Origin of the sequence: Paraburkholderia sp. MM6662-R1, from assembly GCF_050436245.1 — a bacterium.
Classification (GTDB): Bacteria; Pseudomonadota; Gammaproteobacteria; order Burkholderiales; family Burkholderiaceae; genus Paraburkholderia; species Paraburkholderia tuberum.
Genome location: NZ_JBNDLV010000001.1, coordinates 3,146,533 through 3,161,965 on the forward strand (window position 1 = coordinate 3,146,533; position 15,433 = coordinate 3,161,965).

The 15,433-nt window shown below is 64.8% G+C and carries 17 protein-coding genes and 1 other RNA gene; 10 read left to right on the forward strand and 8 right to left on the reverse strand.

All coding sequences use genetic code 11. The features are described 5' to 3' along the window. Positions 1–21: 21 nt before the first annotated feature. Complete coding sequence (locus OKW39_RS14880; RefSeq protein WP_429562939.1) at positions 22–981, reverse strand: class II glutamine amidotransferase; 960 nt, start codon at positions 979–981, stop codon at positions 22–24. A 163-nt stretch (positions 982–1,144) separates the two neighbouring features. Between OKW39_RS14880 and pyrC the strand changes: the two genes are divergently transcribed. The 3 genes from pyrC to rnpB all read left to right on the forward strand — a co-directional run bounded on the left by pyrC (position 1,145) and on the right by rnpB (position 3,596). Beyond that, positions 1,145–2,206: a dihydroorotase gene (pyrC, locus tag OKW39_RS14885; RefSeq protein WP_429562940.1), complete on the forward strand. Its 1,062-nt coding sequence runs from the start codon at positions 1,145–1,147 to the stop codon at positions 2,204–2,206. An 11-nt stretch (positions 2,207–2,217) separates the two neighbouring features. Beyond that, positions 2,218–3,147 carry a DUF3025 domain-containing protein gene (locus OKW39_RS14890; protein ID WP_429562941.1) on the forward strand — a complete coding sequence of 310 codons (930 nt, stop codon included), beginning with the start codon at positions 2,218–2,220 and terminating at the stop codon, positions 3,145–3,147. Between the two features lie 35 nt (positions 3,148–3,182). Continuing rightward, positions 3,183–3,596, forward strand: an RNA gene (gene rnpB, locus OKW39_RS14895) — RNase P RNA component class A. 86 nt (positions 3,597–3,682) lie between these two features. Here the strand turns inward: rnpB and OKW39_RS14900 are convergent. Next, positions 3,683–4,105 (reverse strand): OsmC family protein, encoded by a 423-nt coding sequence (locus tag OKW39_RS14900; protein WP_026226035.1) that lies wholly within the window; start codon positions 4,103–4,105, stop codon positions 3,683–3,685. A 637-nt stretch (positions 4,106–4,742) separates the two neighbouring features. On the opposite strand from OKW39_RS14900, the gene rplM reads away from it, so the two are divergent. The 3 genes from rplM (at position 4,743) to erpA (ending at position 6,181) form a co-directional block, all read left to right on the forward strand. Then, complete coding sequence (gene rplM, locus OKW39_RS14905; RefSeq protein ID WP_090801822.1) at positions 4,743–5,177, forward strand: 50S ribosomal protein L13; 435 nt, start codon at positions 4,743–4,745, stop codon at positions 5,175–5,177. Positions 5,178–5,188: 11 nt separating this feature from the next. Continuing rightward, positions 5,189–5,581, forward strand: coding sequence for a 30S ribosomal protein S9 (gene rpsI, locus OKW39_RS14910; RefSeq protein WP_011489810.1), 393 nt, complete (start codon positions 5,189–5,191; stop codon positions 5,579–5,581). Between the two features lie 234 nt (positions 5,582–5,815). Continuing rightward, positions 5,816–6,181: an iron-sulfur cluster insertion protein ErpA gene (erpA, locus tag OKW39_RS14915; protein WP_027198818.1), complete on the forward strand. Its 366-nt coding sequence runs from the start codon at positions 5,816–5,818 to the stop codon at positions 6,179–6,181. A gap of 121 nt (positions 6,182–6,302) precedes the next feature. Here erpA and OKW39_RS14920 read toward each other — a convergent pair whose 3' ends face one another. Further along, the gene (locus OKW39_RS14920; RefSeq protein ID WP_429335310.1) at positions 6,303–7,433 is read right to left on the reverse strand and encodes an anhydro-N-acetylmuramic acid kinase; all 1,131 of its coding nucleotides are present in this window, start codon (positions 7,431–7,433) and stop codon (positions 6,303–6,305) included. A gap of 179 nt (positions 7,434–7,612) precedes the next feature. Between OKW39_RS14920 and tyrS the strand changes: the two genes are divergently transcribed. From tyrS to OKW39_RS14935, 3 genes are all read left to right on the forward strand, one after another. Continuing rightward, positions 7,613–8,863 (forward strand): tyrosine--tRNA ligase, encoded by a 1,251-nt coding sequence (gene tyrS / locus OKW39_RS14925; RefSeq protein WP_090801820.1) that lies wholly within the window; start codon positions 7,613–7,615, stop codon positions 8,861–8,863. Next, positions 8,860–9,318, forward strand: coding sequence for a D-aminoacyl-tRNA deacylase (dtd, locus tag OKW39_RS14930; RefSeq protein WP_090801819.1), 459 nt, complete (start codon positions 8,860–8,862; stop codon positions 9,316–9,318). Before tyrS ends, dtd begins: the two co-directional genes overlap by 4 nt. A 102-nt stretch (positions 9,319–9,420) precedes the next feature. Further along, complete coding sequence (locus tag OKW39_RS14935) at positions 9,421–10,089, forward strand: histidine phosphatase family protein (protein WP_090801818.1); 669 nt, start codon at positions 9,421–9,423, stop codon at positions 10,087–10,089. Positions 10,090–10,125: 36 nt separating this feature from the next. On the opposite strand, the gene OKW39_RS14940 is transcribed toward OKW39_RS14935, so the two are convergent. The 4 genes from OKW39_RS14940 to ruvC form a co-directional block, all read right to left on the reverse strand. Continuing rightward, positions 10,126–11,103, reverse strand: coding sequence for an oxygenase MpaB family protein (locus OKW39_RS14940; protein WP_429562942.1), 978 nt, complete (start codon positions 11,101–11,103; stop codon positions 10,126–10,128). A gap of 23 nt (positions 11,104–11,126) precedes the next feature. Then, positions 11,127–12,188: a Holliday junction branch migration DNA helicase RuvB gene (ruvB, locus tag OKW39_RS14945; protein ID WP_090801816.1), complete on the reverse strand. Its 1,062-nt coding sequence runs from the start codon at positions 12,186–12,188 to the stop codon at positions 11,127–11,129. Between the two features lie 30 nt (positions 12,189–12,218). Next, positions 12,219–12,800: a Holliday junction branch migration protein RuvA gene (gene ruvA / locus OKW39_RS14950; protein ID WP_184022945.1), complete on the reverse strand. Its 582-nt coding sequence runs from the start codon at positions 12,798–12,800 to the stop codon at positions 12,219–12,221. A 76-nt stretch (positions 12,801–12,876) separates the two neighbouring features. Continuing rightward, the gene (gene ruvC, locus OKW39_RS14955) at positions 12,877–13,419 is read right to left on the reverse strand and encodes a crossover junction endodeoxyribonuclease RuvC (RefSeq protein ID WP_090801813.1); all 543 of its coding nucleotides are present in this window, start codon (positions 13,417–13,419) and stop codon (positions 12,877–12,879) included. A gap of 131 nt (positions 13,420–13,550) precedes the next feature. Between ruvC and OKW39_RS14960 the strand changes: the two genes are divergently transcribed. Continuing rightward, a complete protein-coding gene (locus tag OKW39_RS14960; RefSeq protein ID WP_018421774.1) occupies positions 13,551–13,790 on the forward strand; it encodes a hypothetical protein in 240 nt (79 codons plus the stop codon). A gap of 75 nt (positions 13,791–13,865) precedes the next feature. On the opposite strand, the gene purH is transcribed toward OKW39_RS14960, so the two are convergent. Then, positions 13,866–15,431: a bifunctional phosphoribosylaminoimidazolecarboxamide formyltransferase/IMP cyclohydrolase gene (gene purH, locus OKW39_RS14965; protein ID WP_429562943.1), complete on the reverse strand. Its 1,566-nt coding sequence runs from the start codon at positions 15,429–15,431 to the stop codon at positions 13,866–13,868. Positions 15,432–15,433 lie beyond the last annotated feature (2 nt).

Here is a 15,433-nt window from a genome sequence, read left to right on the forward strand (position 1 = left end):
GGCGTAAGGTGACGCGGCGGCTTACGACTCGAACGCTGCCGTGTCATCGGCGGCTTCGAGATCGGTTTCGCTGTCGGGTGAAAGCGTGGTTGCGCTCGTGCCCACCGCGTGCGCGCCGTTCGACGCCGCGATCGTCGTGGCCGACGCCGATGCGTCGAGTGCCGGATTGCGCAACTTTTCGAGCACCGACTTCGGCACCGGGATATTGGCGCGGCCGATCACGTCGCCATGCTGGAACATCAGCAGATCGCCGGGCTTGAACGCGGTCCACACTTCGTTGTCGGTCAGCGGCTTGGTCGCGATCACCGCGACGCGGTCTTCGGGTGTCGTGTATTTGGCGAAATCGATCGACACGTCCGCGTCGACCAGATGCGCGGTCGAAAACGGCCAGCGACGCACGACGTAATGCAGATGCGTCGAGCAATGCGCGAACAGGGCCTGGCCGTTAGACATCAGGAAATTGAACACGCCGTACTGCGTGATTTCACGCGTGAGCGTCTCGAGCGCGGCGAACAGCTCGTGAAGCGGCGGCTGCTGCGGGCCCGGAAAAGCCTTACGCAAACCTTCCAGCAGCGCGCAGAACGAGAGTTCGCTGTCGGTCGTGCCGACCGGCTGATACACGCCGTTCAGTTCCGGCGCGTAAGCCTGCAGGTCGCCGTTATGCGCGAAGATCCAGTGACGCCCCCACAGTTCGCGCATGAACGGGTGGCAGTTTTCGAGCAGGATGTGCCCTTGCGTCGCCTTGCGGATGTGCGCGATCGTGTTTTTCGATTTGATCGGATAGCGCTTGACCATCTCGGCGATCGGCGACGTGGCCGACGATTGATGATCGATGAACAAGCGGCACGCCTTGTCTTCAAAGAAAGCGATGCCCCAGCCGTCGGCGTGGTGATCGGTGACGCCGCCACGCGCCGCAAAGCCGGTAAAGGAAAACGTGACGTCCGTCGGCGCGGCGCAGTTCATTCCGAGAAGTTGGCACATGTTGCAGGTGAGCCTGTGAACGGAGTGAGCCGTTACAATGATGATTTCCCAAGCATATCACCGAGCCGGAGACGCCAAATAGCAAAATTGACATGTGTTTGGGCCGCTACAACGCGGTTTGACCGGTCGATCAGCGAGGCGCGCGAAGTCTCGTATTCCTGCCATGACTGCTTCCAACGTTTCCCCCGATTCCATCACACTGGTCCGCCCGGACGACTGGCATCTGCACGTGCGCGACGGCGCGATGCTCGCGGCCGTGCTGCCTGACACCGCGCGCCAGTTCGGTCGCGCGATCATCATGCCGAACCTGAAGCCGCCGGTCGCGACGACCGCGATGGCGGAGGCATATCGCGAGCGCATCATCGCCGCGATTCCCGAGGGCGCGAAATTCGAGCCGCTGATGACGCTGTACCTGACCGACAACACGCCGCCCGACGAGATCCGCCGCGCGCGAGAGAGCGGCTTCGTGCACGGCGTGAAGCTGTACCCGGCGGGTGCGACGACGAACTCCGACGCGGGCGTCACCGATCTGATGAAGTGCGCGAAGACGCTGGAAGTGATGCAGGAAGTCGGCATGCCGCTGCTCGTGCATGGCGAGGTGACCGATTCGGACATCGATCTGTTCGATCGCGAAAAGGTCTTCATCGATCGCGTGATGATGCCGCTGCGCCGCGCATTTCCGGCGCTGAAAGTCGTGTTCGAGCACATCACGACGAAGGACGCGGCCGACTACGTCCGCGAAGCGGGCGTCGCGCCGCAACTGCTTGGCGCTACGATCACCGCGCACCATCTGCTGTACAACCGCAACGCGATTTTCCAGGGGGGCATCCGTCCGCATTACTACTGCCTGCCGGTGCTCAAACGCGAGACGCATCGCGTCGCGCTGGTCGAGGCGGCGACCTCGGGCGATCCGCGCTTCTTCCTCGGCACCGACAGCGCGCCGCATCCGAAGGGGCTGAAGGAACACGCGTGCGGTTGCGCAGGCTGCTACACCGCGTTGCACGCGCTCGAGCTCTATACCGAAGCATTCGACAAGGCGGGCGCGCTCGACAAGCTCGAAGGCTTCGCGAGCTTCCATGGTCCGGACTTCTACCGTCTGCCGCGCAATACGGAGAAGGTCACGCTGCGTCGCGAGGAATGGACGCTGCCGGCCGAGCTGCCGGCCGGCGATACGCCGGTCGTGCCGCTGCGAGGCGGGGAGTCGATTGGCTGGCGTCTCGTTTGAGGCTGCGGTAGATGCGGGAGCGTGAGGCGGGGCAGCGCGCTGCCAAGATTGATAAGGCGGCGAAAGCGGGCTCCGCGGTAGCGCATGAAGCCGCGGCAACCAAAGCTGCGCGCGGCATGGCACCCGAGCCTCTGCCACCGTGCTTCGCCGCAATCGACTGGTCGAAGCCGTGGTTCGCGCAATTCGCCGCACGCGGTCAGCGTTGGCAGCAAGCCGCGCTGACCGGCTACGCGGACCTTCTCGCCGCGATGAACGCCGACGCCGCCCAGATGCAACAGACCACCGGCCGCGGCCAGCCTCTTGCGTTCATCGCGCAGGACGACCTGCCACCGGGTGCCGCGTACGAGGGGCATATAGCGTCGACCGGTTGCGTGCCGACGCGCCACAATCTGCACGACTTCTTCAACGGTTCGATGTGGTTCGCGTTTCCGCGCATCAAGGCGGCGCTGAACGCGCGCCAGTCGGCGGAACTCGACGTGCTCGGCGTCGGCCCGACGCGTGGCGGTGTGCGCGATATGCTGACCCTCTTCGACGAAAACGCGCTGCTGTTCGCTTGCGCCGATTCTTCGCTGAACGCCGCGCTACGCGGCTTCGAGTGGCAGACGCTGTTTGTCGCGTGGCGCGATGCGTGGGGGCGGCGCTGCGAAGTGCGGTGCTTCGGCCATGCGCTGCTCGAAAAGCTGATCGCGCCGTTCAAGGGCTGCACCGGCCATGCATGGATCGTCGACGTTCCGGCAGAGTATTTCGAATGGGACACCCCGCCGCGCGACGCATGGCTCGATGAAGCCGTCAGCGCGGCGCTGCTCGGCCCCGACGCTTTGACGAGCCGCATGTTCGCGCCGCTGCCGGTGCTCGGCATTCCGGGCTGGTGGCCCGAGAACGAATCGCCGGCGTTCTACGACGACGCGTCCGTGTTCCGCACGGGGCGGCGCAAGCGCTAGGCGCTTCCAAGTTCGGTGTTAAAATTCGCGCCAGCAAAGCAGGCCAGGCAGTCGCGGCCTCGACGGCTTCGGCCAACGAGGGCGAGGAAAGTCCGGACTCCACAGGGCAGGGTGATGGCTAACGGCCATCCGTGGCGACACGCGGAACAGGGCAACAGAAAGCAAACCGCCGATGGCCCGGCGCAAGCCGGGATCAGGTAAGGGTGAAACGGTGCGGTAAGAGCGCACCGCGGCTGTCGCAAGGCAGACCGGCACGGTAACCTCCACCCGGAGCAATTCCAAGTAGGCAGGCGCGCATCTTCGCGATGCAGGACGGGGCCCCCGTCTCGTCTGCGGGTAGGAAGCTTGAGCGCGTCAGTAATGGCGCGCCTAGAGGAATGGCTGCCACGCGGGTCGAGTCTTCGGGCGCGGCGCGTGCACAGAATCCGGCTTATCGGCCTGCTTTGCCGCTGTATAAGGAAAGCCGGCGTCCGTTGGGACGCCGGCTTTTTCATTTGGGGCGGGGTGGCGGCCGTGGCCGCCATCGCTTTCGCGCTCAGAGCGCGACGATGTCGAACGAATGCGTGAGCTCGGCGGTCTTCGCGATCATGATCGACGCCGAGCAGTATTTGTCGTGCGAGAGGTTGATCGCGCGCTCGACGGTCGCCGGGTTCAGATTCTTGCCCGTCACCGTGAAGTGGAAGTGGATCTTCGTGAACACCTTCGGATCTTCGCTCGCGCGCTCGGCCTTCAGTGTCACCGAGCAGCCGGCGATCTCCTGGCGGCTCTTCTTCAGGATCATCACGACGTCGTAGGCGGTGCAGCCGCCGGTGCCGAGCAGCACCATTTCCATCGGGCGCGGCGCGAGGTTGCGTCCGCCACCCTCGGGTGCGCCGTCCATCGCGACCAGATGACCGCTGCCCGTCTCGGCCGCGAACGCCATCCCGTCTTGTCCCATCCAGCTTACTTTGCATTCCATGCTGTCACTCCCACCGCGCATCGCTTTGTCGAGACGGCATTGTAGCCCGGTGTCTGACGATTGGCGCACGCTGAGCGCATCCCGCGTCCATGCACGGTGATTGCTTTCTTGTTGCGGTGCGGAATGGGCGGGTGGTTCCAGAATTCCTCGGACAGTTTAGGGTACTTACTCTAAGGCATGTCTGATGCGATTCGAATTTTTTGGCCTTTAGTGCTTGAGCCAAAAGGAGTTTCGTCAAATGTCCTCCCTGCATCGAATCTGTCACATTGTGAAAACTAATTTCACAATGCAAATCTTCTTGCGTTGCACAAGGGTGACTCTTATAATTTACTCCATCGTTGCAGCAGTTCTGCAACCTCCGCTGTCTCCTCCACCTCCTCCTTTGGTGGATTAAACCCGAGCCGCTCGTTCGGGTTTTTTTTCGCCCCCGTTTGTCAGGCGTTTCGCCCCGTTTCCTGGCCGCTCGCGGCGAGCGCATCGCACGTTTTGACTTGCCAGCACAAATTCCTTTATAATTCAGGGCTTTTCCGCATCCGCGCCCGCGGAAGAAGAACCAGGGAGAGCCTGCACGCGCCTCGATGCGCACACTACAAGCAGGAAAGAACACATTGGGCGCAGCAATTTTTTTGGATCGATCATGAAGACGTTTTCCGCAAAAGCCCATGAGGTGACGCGCGAATGGTACGTGATTGACGCGACGGATAAGGTTCTCGGGCGTGTCGCCAGCGAAGTGGCACACCGTCTTCGCGGCAAGCACAAGCCTGAATTCACTCCCCACGTCGACACCGGTGATTTCATCATCGTCATCAACGCCGGCAAGCTGAAGGTCACGGGCAACAAGGTTACCGACAAGAAGTACTACCGTCACTCGGGCTACCCGGGCGGTATCTATGAAACGACGTTCGGCAAGATGCAGGAACGCTTCCCGGGCCGTGCGCTCGAGAAAGCGGTCAAGGGCATGCTGCCGAAGGGTCCGCTCGGCTACGCGATGATCAAGAAGCTGAAGGTCTACGCTGACGCAACGCATCCGCATTCGGCACAACAGCCGAAGGCGCTCGAGATCGAGATCTAAGGGGAGCCCACATGATCGGTAACTGGAATTACGGCACGGGCCGCCGCAAGAGTGCCGTCGCTCGCGTGTTCATCAAGGCAGGCAAGGGCGACATCGTTGTGAACGGCAAGCCCATCGCCGACTACTTCTCGCGCGAAACGTCGCTGATGATCGTGCGTCAACCGCTGGAGCTGACGAACCACGGTGTCACGTTCGACATCAAGGTCAACGTGACCGGCGGCGGTGAAACGGGTCAAGCCGGTGCGGTTCGCCACGGCATCACCCGCGCGCTGATGGACTATGACGCAACGCTGAAGCCGGAACTGTCGAAGGCTGGCTTCGTCACGCGTGACGCTCGTGAAGTCGAACGTAAGAAGGTCGGCTTCCACAAGGCACGTCGCCGCAAGCAATTCTCGAAGCGTTAATCGTTTCGGGCGCGAACCGGCCTTCACGCCGGTTTGCAGCAAAAGCCGCCAACGCCACGCGCGAAGGCGGCTTTTTTTATGGTTTGCCGGGGTTCGCGGGCCGGTCTCGTTCGCTCAAGCGGCATCGGCTCGCCTTGCATCGACCTTGCAGCAAGAACCCATTGATTTTGTGGGCTTCAGCACGATATCCGGAACAGCCCTACAATATCGGCTAAAGCTATTTGGAGAGTTCGAATGAACGCAGTCACCGACACCCCCGTGACCGAGATGCCGGCCCCCTTCGTCTTCACCGACGCAGCGGCTGACAAGGTCAAGCAACTGATCGATGAGGAAGGCAACCCGGAGCTCAAGCTGCGCGTGTTCGTGCAGGGCGGCGGCTGCTCGGGCTTCCAGTACGGCTTCACGTTTGACGAAGCGATCAACGAAGACGACACCGTGATGAACAAGAGCGGCGTCCAGCTGCTGATCGACTCGATGAGCTACCAGTACCTGGTCGGCGCAGAGATCGACTACAAGGACGACATCAACGGCGCGCAGTTCGTCATCAAAAACCCGAACGCGAGCACGACCTGCGGTTGCGGTTCGTCGTTCTCGGTCTGAGCGGACAGGCTCTTCGTGCCACAGTGAAAACGGTGCCTCGGCGCCGTTTTTTTATTGTTTTCGCGCCGCAGAGGCAACCCGCGACGTCAAGAGGCGTGGGTTTGTTCGCATCTGCCTTTTCTCAGCGCGGATAAATAGCCCCCAACACCCGCTCCGCGGATGCCCCGGTCACGCTTGGCAGACTGCCCGGCAGACGCGCGATGCAGCGCATCGCGAGCCACGCGAACGCGAGCGGCTCGACCTGGCTCGGCGGCACGCCGAGCGCGTCGGTCGTCATCACGGGCACGCCGCTTACGCCGCTGTCTTCGAGCGCCTGCTGCAACGCCTTCATGATCTCCGGATTGCGCGCGCCGCCGCCGCACACGTACACGGCCCGCGCATCGGATGCATGCCGCTCAATCTCGCGCGCGACCGTCACCGCGGTCAGCGCGACGAGCGTCGCCTGTACGTCGGCTGCTGCGAGCGCGGAGAACGGCTCGAGCTTCGCATCGAGCCATGCGGTGTTGAACAGATCGCGGCCGGTGCTCTTGGGCGGCTGCTCTGCGAAGAATGGTTCGTCGAGCAACGCGTTCAGCAGCTTGCGATCGACCTGGCCACTCGCCGCGAAATGACCGTTTTCGTCGAATGGCTTGCCGAGCTGGCGCTCGGCCCACGCGTCGAGCAGCGCGTTCGCCGGCCCGCAGTCGAAGCCGCGCACGCCGCCGGTCGCGTTCAGGATCGTGATGTTGCTGATTCCGCCAAGATTGCAGACGACGCGCGTTTCGTCCTTCGCACCGAAGATCGTCGCGTGAAAAGCGGGCACGAGCGGCGCGCCCTGGCCGCCTGCCGCGACGTCGCGGCTGCGGAAATCGGCGACCACGTCGATATGCAGCATTTCCGCGAGCAGCGCCGGGTTGTTGATCTGTCGCGTGTACCCCTTTTCCGGCCGATGCCGCACGGTCTGCCCATGCACGCCGATCGCACGGACGTCATTGGCCGATACGCGGCTGTCGCGCAGCAGATCGTGGCAGCACACCGTGTAGCGCGTCGCGAGCGCGTTGGCGGCGAGCGCCTCGCGCTCGATCTCGTTGTCCCCCGGCTGTTGCAGCGCGAACAGCGCTTCGCGGATGCCGGCCGAAAAGCCGACGAACGCTTCGGCCAGCACCTCGGGCGGCTTCCCATTGGCAAACCGGACGGCCACGCCGTCCACACCGTCCATGCTGGTTCCCGACATCAGTCCGAAATAGATGCCGTCTGCGGGATCTTGCGTCACGTCGCTGCTCCTGTCGATGTTCATTCCGATTTGTTGTAGCAGATTATCGGCGCAAACGGCGAAGGTGACGCGAGCCGCAACGAATTGGCCCGTCGCGGGGCCGTGCGGGGCGCGTGAGAGGGCGCGGCGGCGCGCATCTATGGGACAATCCTGTTTTTTCGCGACTTCACGTTTCCAGCATGAGCACCGAGTCCACCCAGCCCAATCCCGCTTCCGCCTTCCCGATCACCGACGAAGTCCGTCACGCGCTCGCCGTGACCAGGCGCGGCGTCGACGAACTGCTGATCGAAGACGAATTCGCGCAAAAGCTCGCGCGCAGCGCGGCGACGGCCAAGCCGCTGCGCATCAAGCTCGGGCTCGATCCGACTGCACCCGACATCCACATCGGCCACACGGTCGTGCTGAACAAGATGCGCCAGTTGCAGGACCTCGGCCACACGGTGATTTTCCTGATCGGCGACTTCACGTCGCTGATCGGCGACCCGTCCGGGCGCAACGCGACCCGCCCGCCGCTCACGCGCGAGCAGATCGAATCGAACGCGAAGACCTATTTCGAGCAAGCCGCGCTCGTGCTCGATCGCGACAAGACCGAGATTCGCTACAACAGCGAATGGTCGATGCCGCTAGGCGCCGACGGCATGATCAAGCTTGCGTCGCGCTACACGGTCGCACGCATTCTCGAGCGCGAGGACTTCACGAAGCGCTTCCAGGGCGGCGTGCCGATCTCGATCCACGAATTCCTGTACCCGCTGATGCAGGGCTACGACTCGGTCGCGCTGAACGCGGACCTGGAGCTCGGCGGCACGGATCAGAAGTTCAACCTGCTGGTGGGTCGCGAGTTGCAGAAGCAGTACGGCCAGGAGCAGCAGTGCATCCTGACGATGCCGCTGCTCGAAGGGCTCGACGGCGTCGAGAAGATGTCGAAGTCGAAGAACAACTACATCGGCATCAGCGAAAAGCCGACCGACATGTTCGGCAAGCTGATGAGCATCTCCGACACGCTGATGTGGCGGTATTTCGAACTGCTGTCGTTCCGTCCGATGGACGAAATCGCCGGCTTCAAGCGCGAGGCCGACGCGGGCCGTAATCCGCGCGATTTCAAGGTGATGCTCGGCCAGGAAATCGTCGCGCGTTTCCACTCGCAGGCGGACGCCGAACGCGCGCTCGAGGACTTCAACCATCGCGCGAAGGGCGGCGTGCCCGACGACATCCCGGCCGTGACGCTCGCGGGCGCACCGCTCGCGATCGGCCAGTTGCTGAAGCAGGCGAACCTCGTACCGTCGACGAGCGAGGCGCTGCGCAACATCGAGCAAGGCGGCGTGAAGATCGACGGCGCCGCGGTGTCCGACAAGGGCCTGAAGGTCGAAGCGGGCGAGTACGTCGTGCAGGTCGGCAAGCGCCGTTTCGCGCGCGTGACGCTGACGGCGTGATCGCGCTGATCCAACGCGTGCGGCGCGCCGAAGTGCGCGTCGCCGATCGCGTGACCGGCGCGATCGACGCGGGCCTGCTCGCGCTCGTCTGCGCGGAGCGCGGCGACACCGAGGCCACGGCCGACAAGCTGCTCGCCAAGGTGCTCGGTTACCGCGTGTTCAGCGACGCGGCCGGCAAGATGAACCTGTCGGTGCAGAATCTCGACGGCGCCGGACGCGCGGGCGGCCTGCTGCTCGTGTCGCAGTTCACGCTCGCGGCCGATACCAACAGCGGCCTGCGCCCGAGCTTCACGCCGGCCGCGCCGCCCGACGAGGGCAAGCGCCTGTTCGACTACTTCGTCGCGGCCGCGCGCGCGAAGCATCCGATCGTCGAGACTGGCGAGTTCGGCGCGGATATGCAGGTGTCGCTCGTCAACGACGGGCCGGTCACGTTCTGGTTGCAGACCACCGCGTAAAAGAACGCGAACGTTCGAGCCCGCCGTCGCCGCAGGCGGGCCGTGCCGCTGCTTTTTGCGACAATAGTCGCTCGACACAACCGCGAACGGCACCTCTCTCTCATGACGACGCAGATCCTGTTTATCCGGCACGGCGAGACCGACTGGAACCGCATCAAGCGCATTCAAGGCCACATCGACATTCCGCTCGCGACGACCGGCGTCGCGCAGGCGCGACGTCTCGCGCGGCGCCTCGCCGACGAGGCGAAGCAGGGCGCGCGGCTCGACGCGATCTATTCGAGCGACTTGCAGCGCGCGCAGCAGACCGCGCAGCCGATCGGCGAGGCGCTCGGCCTGCCGCTGCAGCCGCGCGAGAACTTGCGCGAGCGCTCGTACGGCGCGTTCCAGGGCCATGACAGCGACGAGATCGCGCTGCGTTTCCCCGACGAATACGCGCAGTGGCAAACCCGCGATCCTGGCTTCGCGCCGCCCGAGGGCGAGTCGCACCGCGTGTTCTACCACCGCATCGTGCATGCGATCGAGCCGCTCGTCGCCGCGCATCCGGGCGGGCGCATCGCCTGTGTCACGCATGGCGGGGTGCTCGACTGCGTGCGCCGCTTTGCAACCGGCATGCGGCTCGACGCACCGCGCGACTACCCCCTGCTGAACACCAGCCTGAACGTCGTGGATTACGGGGACGGTCGCGCGACGATCGTGTCGTGGGCGGACGTAACGCATCTCGACGCGGGCAGCGCCGACGATGATGGTTTCAGGAAGGGACCGGGGCGGTAAGCAAGGGCGGGCTATGGCCCGAGACGCGTGCCGCAATCAATCCTGCTCCCGCACCGCCGCCGCCGCGCGGCGCCGAGCCCGCTTCGATACCCCATTGACCAGCGCCCAGCGGATCACCGGCGCGACGAACCGCACGCCAGGCCGCGCGAAGGTTCGACGCAGCGCCGCGTGGCGATTCAAGCCGAGCATCGTCTGCGCCCAGTCGGGCAACAGATCGACCCCCGCGTTGAGCATTAGCGTGCCAGCGGGCCGCATCGCGAAGCTCGGTGCCGGCGCGTTCATCAGAATCCTCACGACTTCGCGCGTGCGCTCGCTCGCGACGAGCGCGGGCCGCATCGCGAGCAGGTACGCCTCGATCTCGGCGCGCGAGCGCGGAATATCGACGGCGCCGAGCATTTCCGCGATGCGCGCGGTTTCCGCGAAGTATTGATCCTGCGCCGCGACGGACAGCACCGGATTCACATAGCGCAGATGCGCGGCCATGAAGCTCGACACTTCCGCGACGTGCACCCACGTCAGCAGCGCGGGCTCGCTCGCGCGATACGACTGGCCGTCCGGTGCGACGCCGGTCACGTCGAGATGAATGCGCTTCACGCGCTCGATCAGCGCGAGCGCATCGTTCTTGCTGCCGTACGTTGTGCCGGCGATGAACGTCGCCGTGCGACGCAGCCGGCCCAGGATGTCGGTGCGAAAGCTCGAGTGATCCCAAACGCCCGCGAGCGCGAGCGGATGCAGCGCCTGAAGCAGCAGCGCGCTGATGCCGCCGGTCATCATCGACGCGAAGTCGGCGTGGACCTTCCAGCAGACGGAGTCCGGCCCGAACAGACCGGGGTCGCCCGGCGGCAACGAGTAGTCGAGCACCGGTCCGCTGCCGGTCGTCAGATGCGTGACGCCGGCGGCGAGCTTCGAGCGCAGGCGGTGGGTGAGGCGCCGCGTGACATTGCCGGACGGGTCGCCGGCGGGATTGACAGGTGAACGGTTGGAAGGGCCGGGTTGCTGGGTCTGGTCTGACATCCTGGTCGGCCTCGTCGCGTGACTCAGTTCGTGGAATCCCACAGACCCGGCCGCGCGCTCGCCGAATCCGGCGCGGCCAGCCCGAAATGCCGGTACGTGAGCAGCGTGGCGATGCGGCCGCGTGGCGTGCGCTGCAGGAAGCCCTGCTGGATCAGATACGGCTCGAGCACGTCTTCGATCGTGTCGCGCTCCTCGCCGATCGCCGCGGCGAGGTTGTCGACACCGACCGGGCCACCGTCGAACTTGTGCAGGATCGCTTCGAGCAGCTTGCGGTCCATCAGGTCGAAGCCGACCGCGTCGACGTCGAGCATCCTGAGCGCGGCGTCGGCCACCTGCGCGGTGATGTTGCCGTCAGCCTTCACTTCGGCGAAGTCGCGCACGCGCCGCAGCAAGCGGTTCGCGATACGCGGCGTGCCGCGCGCGCGACGGGCGATTTCGACCGCGCCGTCCGGATGGATCTGCGCGCCGAGCAGCGCGGCCGAACGCGTGACGATGCGCGCGAGCTCCTCGGCGTTATAGAACTCGAGTCGCGCGACGATGCCGAAGCGGTCGCGCAGCGGATTGGTCAGCATACCAGCGCGCGTGGTCGCGCCGACCAGCGTGAACGGCTGCAGATCGAGCTTCACGCTGCGCGCGGCCGGCCCTTCGCCGATCATGATGTCGATCTGATAATCCTCGAGCGCTGGATACAGGATTTCCTCGACGACCGGCGAGAGCCGGTGGATTTCGTCGATGAAAAGAACGTCGTTGGCTTCGAGATTGGTCAGCAGCGCGGCGAGGTCGCCGGCGCGTTCGAGCACCGGCCCCGACGTTTGCCGCAGATTGACGCCCATCTCGCGCGCGATGATGTGCGCGAGCGTGGTCTTGCCGAGGCCCGGCGGCCCGAACAGCAGCACGTGGTCCAGCGATTCGGAACGGCGCTTCGCGGCCTCGATGAAGATTTCGAGCTGGCCGCGCACTTTCTCCTGCCCGACATATTCGTCGAGCTGACGCGGGCGCAGCGCGCGCTCGAACGCTTCTTCGTTCGGCGACACGGGCGTGGCCGCAATGATGCGCTCGGCGGCGAGTTTGTCGGTTTCGATCATGCGGTCATTGTACCGCGCGCGGCTTGGCGCTTAGCCCTTCGACAGCGCCTTCAACGCGAGCTTGATGCCCTCGGACACGCCCGTACCGGCCGGCACGTTCTTGATTGCCGCGAGCGCTTCTTTTTCCGAGTAGCCGAGCGCGAGCAGCGCATTGAGGATGTCGGAGGCGTGGTCGGATGGCGACGCGGCGCCCGCCATCGCGCCGAGGTCGGCGCCGAGCTTGCCCTTCAGTTCGAGCAGCAGCCGCTCGGCGGTCTTCTTGCCGATGCCCGGTACACGCGTGAGGCGCGCGGCGTCCTGCATCGTGACAGTCTGCGCGAGCTCCGCGACGCTCATGCCCGACAGCACCGCGAGCGCCATGCGCGCGCCGATGCCGGAAATCTTCAGCAGCTCGCGGAACGTCGAGCGTTCCTGCGCGGTGCCGAAGCCGTACAGCAGATGCGCGTCCTCGCGAACGATCATCTGCGTGAGCAGCACAATGCGCTCGCCGGTCGACGGCAGGTTGTAGAAGGTGCTCATCGGCACGTCCACTTCATAGCCGACGCCGTTGCAGTCGACGAGCAGATGCGGCGGATTTTTTTCCAGCAGAACGCCGGCAATGCGACCGATCATGGCGGATTAGTTTTCAGAGTCGGATGGGAAAGCGCGAGTGTAGCGCAGCGGATCGGCGGCGCGGGGCATAGTTGCGCTAGCCGACCAGACGCCCGCGCCGCACGCGCAACCCCTTCTTCGCGAGCGCCGGTGCGATGCCGCCAAGCGTGCTCAGCGTCGAGCCGCCGTGCGCGTGGCAGATGGCCATGCCGAGCGCGTCGGCGGCGTCGGTGCCGGGCACGCCCGCCAGGCTCAGCAGCCGCACGACCATCTGCTGCATTTGCTCCTTGGTCGCGCGGCCATAGCCGACCACCGACTGCTTCAGCTGCAGCGCGGTGTATTCGGCGACCGGCACGCCGCCCGCGACGAGCCCGCAGATCGCGGCGCCGCGCGCCTGGCCGAGCAGCAGCGTCGACTGCGGATTGACGTTGACGAAGACTTTTTCGATGGCCGCCTGATCCGGCGCGTGCTCGCGGATCAGCGTCGAGATGCCCGCGAAGATGGTGCCGAGCCGCGACGGCAGATCGGCGTCGGCGGTGCGGATCACGCCGCTCGCGACGTAGCTCAGTGTATGGCCGTGTTGTTCGATCACGCCAAAGCCGGTCACGCGCAGGCCGGGGTCGATGCCGAGAATTCTCATGAGGTGCCGCACAAGCGATAAAAACCAGGTGCCTGCGATACTACAACGAACGCGGCGCGCGGCGACCCGCTGGCAGCATGCTTAGCGGAATAAAAGCTGCTAAAGGCTTTGCGCAAGGAGGGCGATCGAGAATGGAGCGCTACCGCAATCTCAGCGGCGACTCGGGTGTCGACGCTTACGAAATCGGCGACGATTTCATCAAGGTGCGCTTTCGGCCGGGCGTCGTGTATTGGTACACAGAGGCAAGTGTCGGCGCCGAACATGTCGCAGTGCTGAAGCGTCTCGCGCGGCGGGGCCGGGGTTTGGGCACGTACATCAGCCAGCATGCGCAGGTGCGGGACGGTTATGCGCGCAAAGAGCCGGACGATTGAACGCGTCGCCGCGAAACAAAAGGCCCGGCGGGACAACCCGCCGGGCCTGTCTTGCGGCTACCGAACTTCAGCCGATCAATGACGGAAGTGACGCACGCCAGTCAGCACCATCGCGATGTTGTGCTCGTCGGCGGCGCTGACCACTTCGTCGTCGCGCACCGAGCCGCCCGGCTGGATCACGCAGGTCGCGCCTGCCGCGACGACCACGTCGAGACCGTCGCGGAACGGGAAGAACGCGTCCGATGCGACCGCCGAACCGGCCAGCCTCAGACCGGCGTTCTGCGCCTTGATGCTCGCGATGCGCGCCGAGTCCACGCGGCTCATCTGACCCGCGCCGACGCCGAGCGTCATACCGTTCGCGCAGAACACGATCGCGTTCGACTTCACGTACTTCGCGACTCGCCATGCGAACAGCAGGTCGTCCATTTCCTTCGGCGTCGGATGACGCTTCGTGACGACGCGCAGTTCGCGCGGCTGCACGTTCTTCGAGTCGAGCGACTGCACGAGCAGACCGCCGCCGACGCGCTTCAGATCGAACGTGTTATGGCCTTCGCCCAGCGTGATTTCGAGCAGACGCACGTTCTGCTTCGCCGCGAACACCTGACGCGCTTCGGCGCTGAACGACGGCGCGATCAGCACTTCGACGAACTGCTTCGCCACCGCTTGCGCGGTCGCTTCGTCGACTTCACGGTTGAACGCGATGATGCCGCCGAACGCCGAGGTCGGATCGGTCTGGAATGCTTTCGAATACGCTTCGTGAGCGTCCGCGCCGAGCGCGACGCCGCATGGATTCGCGTGTTTGACGATCACGCAGGCCGGCACGTCGAAGGTCTTCACGCATTCCCACGCCGCGTCGGAGTCGGCGATGTTGTTGTACGACAGTTCCTTGCCCTGCAACTGGTTGTAATTCGCGAGCGCGCCGGCCGGCACCGCCAGGTCGCGGTAGAACGCCGCGCTCTGATGCGGGTTTTCGCCGTAGCGCAGGTCCTGCACCTTGTCGAACGCCATGTTGAAGGTGGCCGGGTACTCGTTGCGCGACGAATGCTGCAACTCGTCGGTCAGGCTCGTCAGGTAGTTCGTGATCGCGCCGTCGTATTGCGCGGTGTGCGCGTACACCTTGGTCGCGAGGCGGAAGTTCGTCTTGTACGACACCGTGTTGCCGTGCGAGCGCATTTCGTCGAGCACGACCGCGTAGTCGGCCGGATCGACCACCACCGTCACGTCGCGGTGATTCTTCGCGGCCGAGCGCAGCATCGTCGGGCCGCCGATGTCGATGTTCTCGATCGCGTCCTCGAGCGAGCATTCTTCCTTCGACACGGTCTGCACGAACGGGTACAGGTTCACGACCAGCAGGTCGATGGTCGGAATGTCGTGCTTCTCGAGCGCGGCCATGTGCTCGGGCAGGTCGCGGCGCGCGAGGATGCCGCCGTGCACCTTCGGATGCAGCGTTTTCACGCGCCCGTCGAGCATTTCCGGGAAACCCGTGTAGTCGGCGACTTCGGTGACGGACAGGCCCGCGTCCGCGAGCAGTTTCGCGGTGCCGCCGGTCGACAGGATCTTGATGCCGAGGTCCGACAGCGATTTGGCGAAGTCGACGATGCCGGACTTGTCGGAAACGGAGATGAGCGCTTGCTTGATCATGA

Coding starts and splice junctions, on each gene's coding strand:
- ruvA (WP_184022945.1), bottom strand. CDS start 12,800: ATGATCGGTCGCATTGCCGGCGTTCTGCTGGAAAAAAATCCGCCGCAT.
- ruvB (WP_090801816.1), bottom strand. CDS start 12,188: ATGATCGAAACCGACAAACTCGCCGCCGAGCGCATCATTGCGGCCACG.
- OKW39_RS14890 (WP_429562941.1), top strand. CDS start 2,218: ATGCGGGAGCGTGAGGCGGGGCAGCGCGCTGCCAAGATTGATAAGGCG.
- OKW39_RS14880 (WP_429562939.1), bottom strand. CDS start 981: ATGTGCCAACTTCTCGGAATGAACTGCGCCGCGCCGACGGACGTCACG.
- OKW39_RS14935 (WP_090801818.1), top strand. CDS start 9,421: ATGACGACGCAGATCCTGTTTATCCGGCACGGCGAGACCGACTGGAAC.
- rplM (WP_090801822.1), top strand. CDS start 4,743: ATGAAGACGTTTTCCGCAAAAGCCCATGAGGTGACGCGCGAATGGTAC.
- OKW39_RS14900 (WP_026226035.1), bottom strand. CDS start 4,105: ATGGAATGCAAAGTAAGCTGGATGGGACAAGACGGGATGGCGTTCGCG.
- OKW39_RS14960 (WP_018421774.1), top strand. CDS start 13,551: ATGGAGCGCTACCGCAATCTCAGCGGCGACTCGGGTGTCGACGCTTAC.
- OKW39_RS14940 (WP_429562942.1), bottom strand. CDS start 11,103: ATGTCAGACCAGACCCAGCAACCCGGCCCTTCCAACCGTTCACCTGTC.
- tyrS (WP_090801820.1), top strand. CDS start 7,613: ATGAGCACCGAGTCCACCCAGCCCAATCCCGCTTCCGCCTTCCCGATC.
- ruvC (WP_090801813.1), bottom strand. CDS start 13,419: ATGAGAATTCTCGGCATCGACCCCGGCCTGCGCGTGACCGGCTTTGGC.
- erpA (WP_027198818.1), top strand. CDS start 5,816: ATGAACGCAGTCACCGACACCCCCGTGACCGAGATGCCGGCCCCCTTC.
- pyrC (WP_429562940.1), top strand. CDS start 1,145: ATGACTGCTTCCAACGTTTCCCCCGATTCCATCACACTGGTCCGCCCG.
- purH (WP_429562943.1), bottom strand. CDS start 15,431: ATGATCAAGCAAGCGCTCATCTCCGTTTCCGACAAGTCCGGCATCGTC.
- rpsI (WP_011489810.1), top strand. CDS start 5,189: ATGATCGGTAACTGGAATTACGGCACGGGCCGCCGCAAGAGTGCCGTC.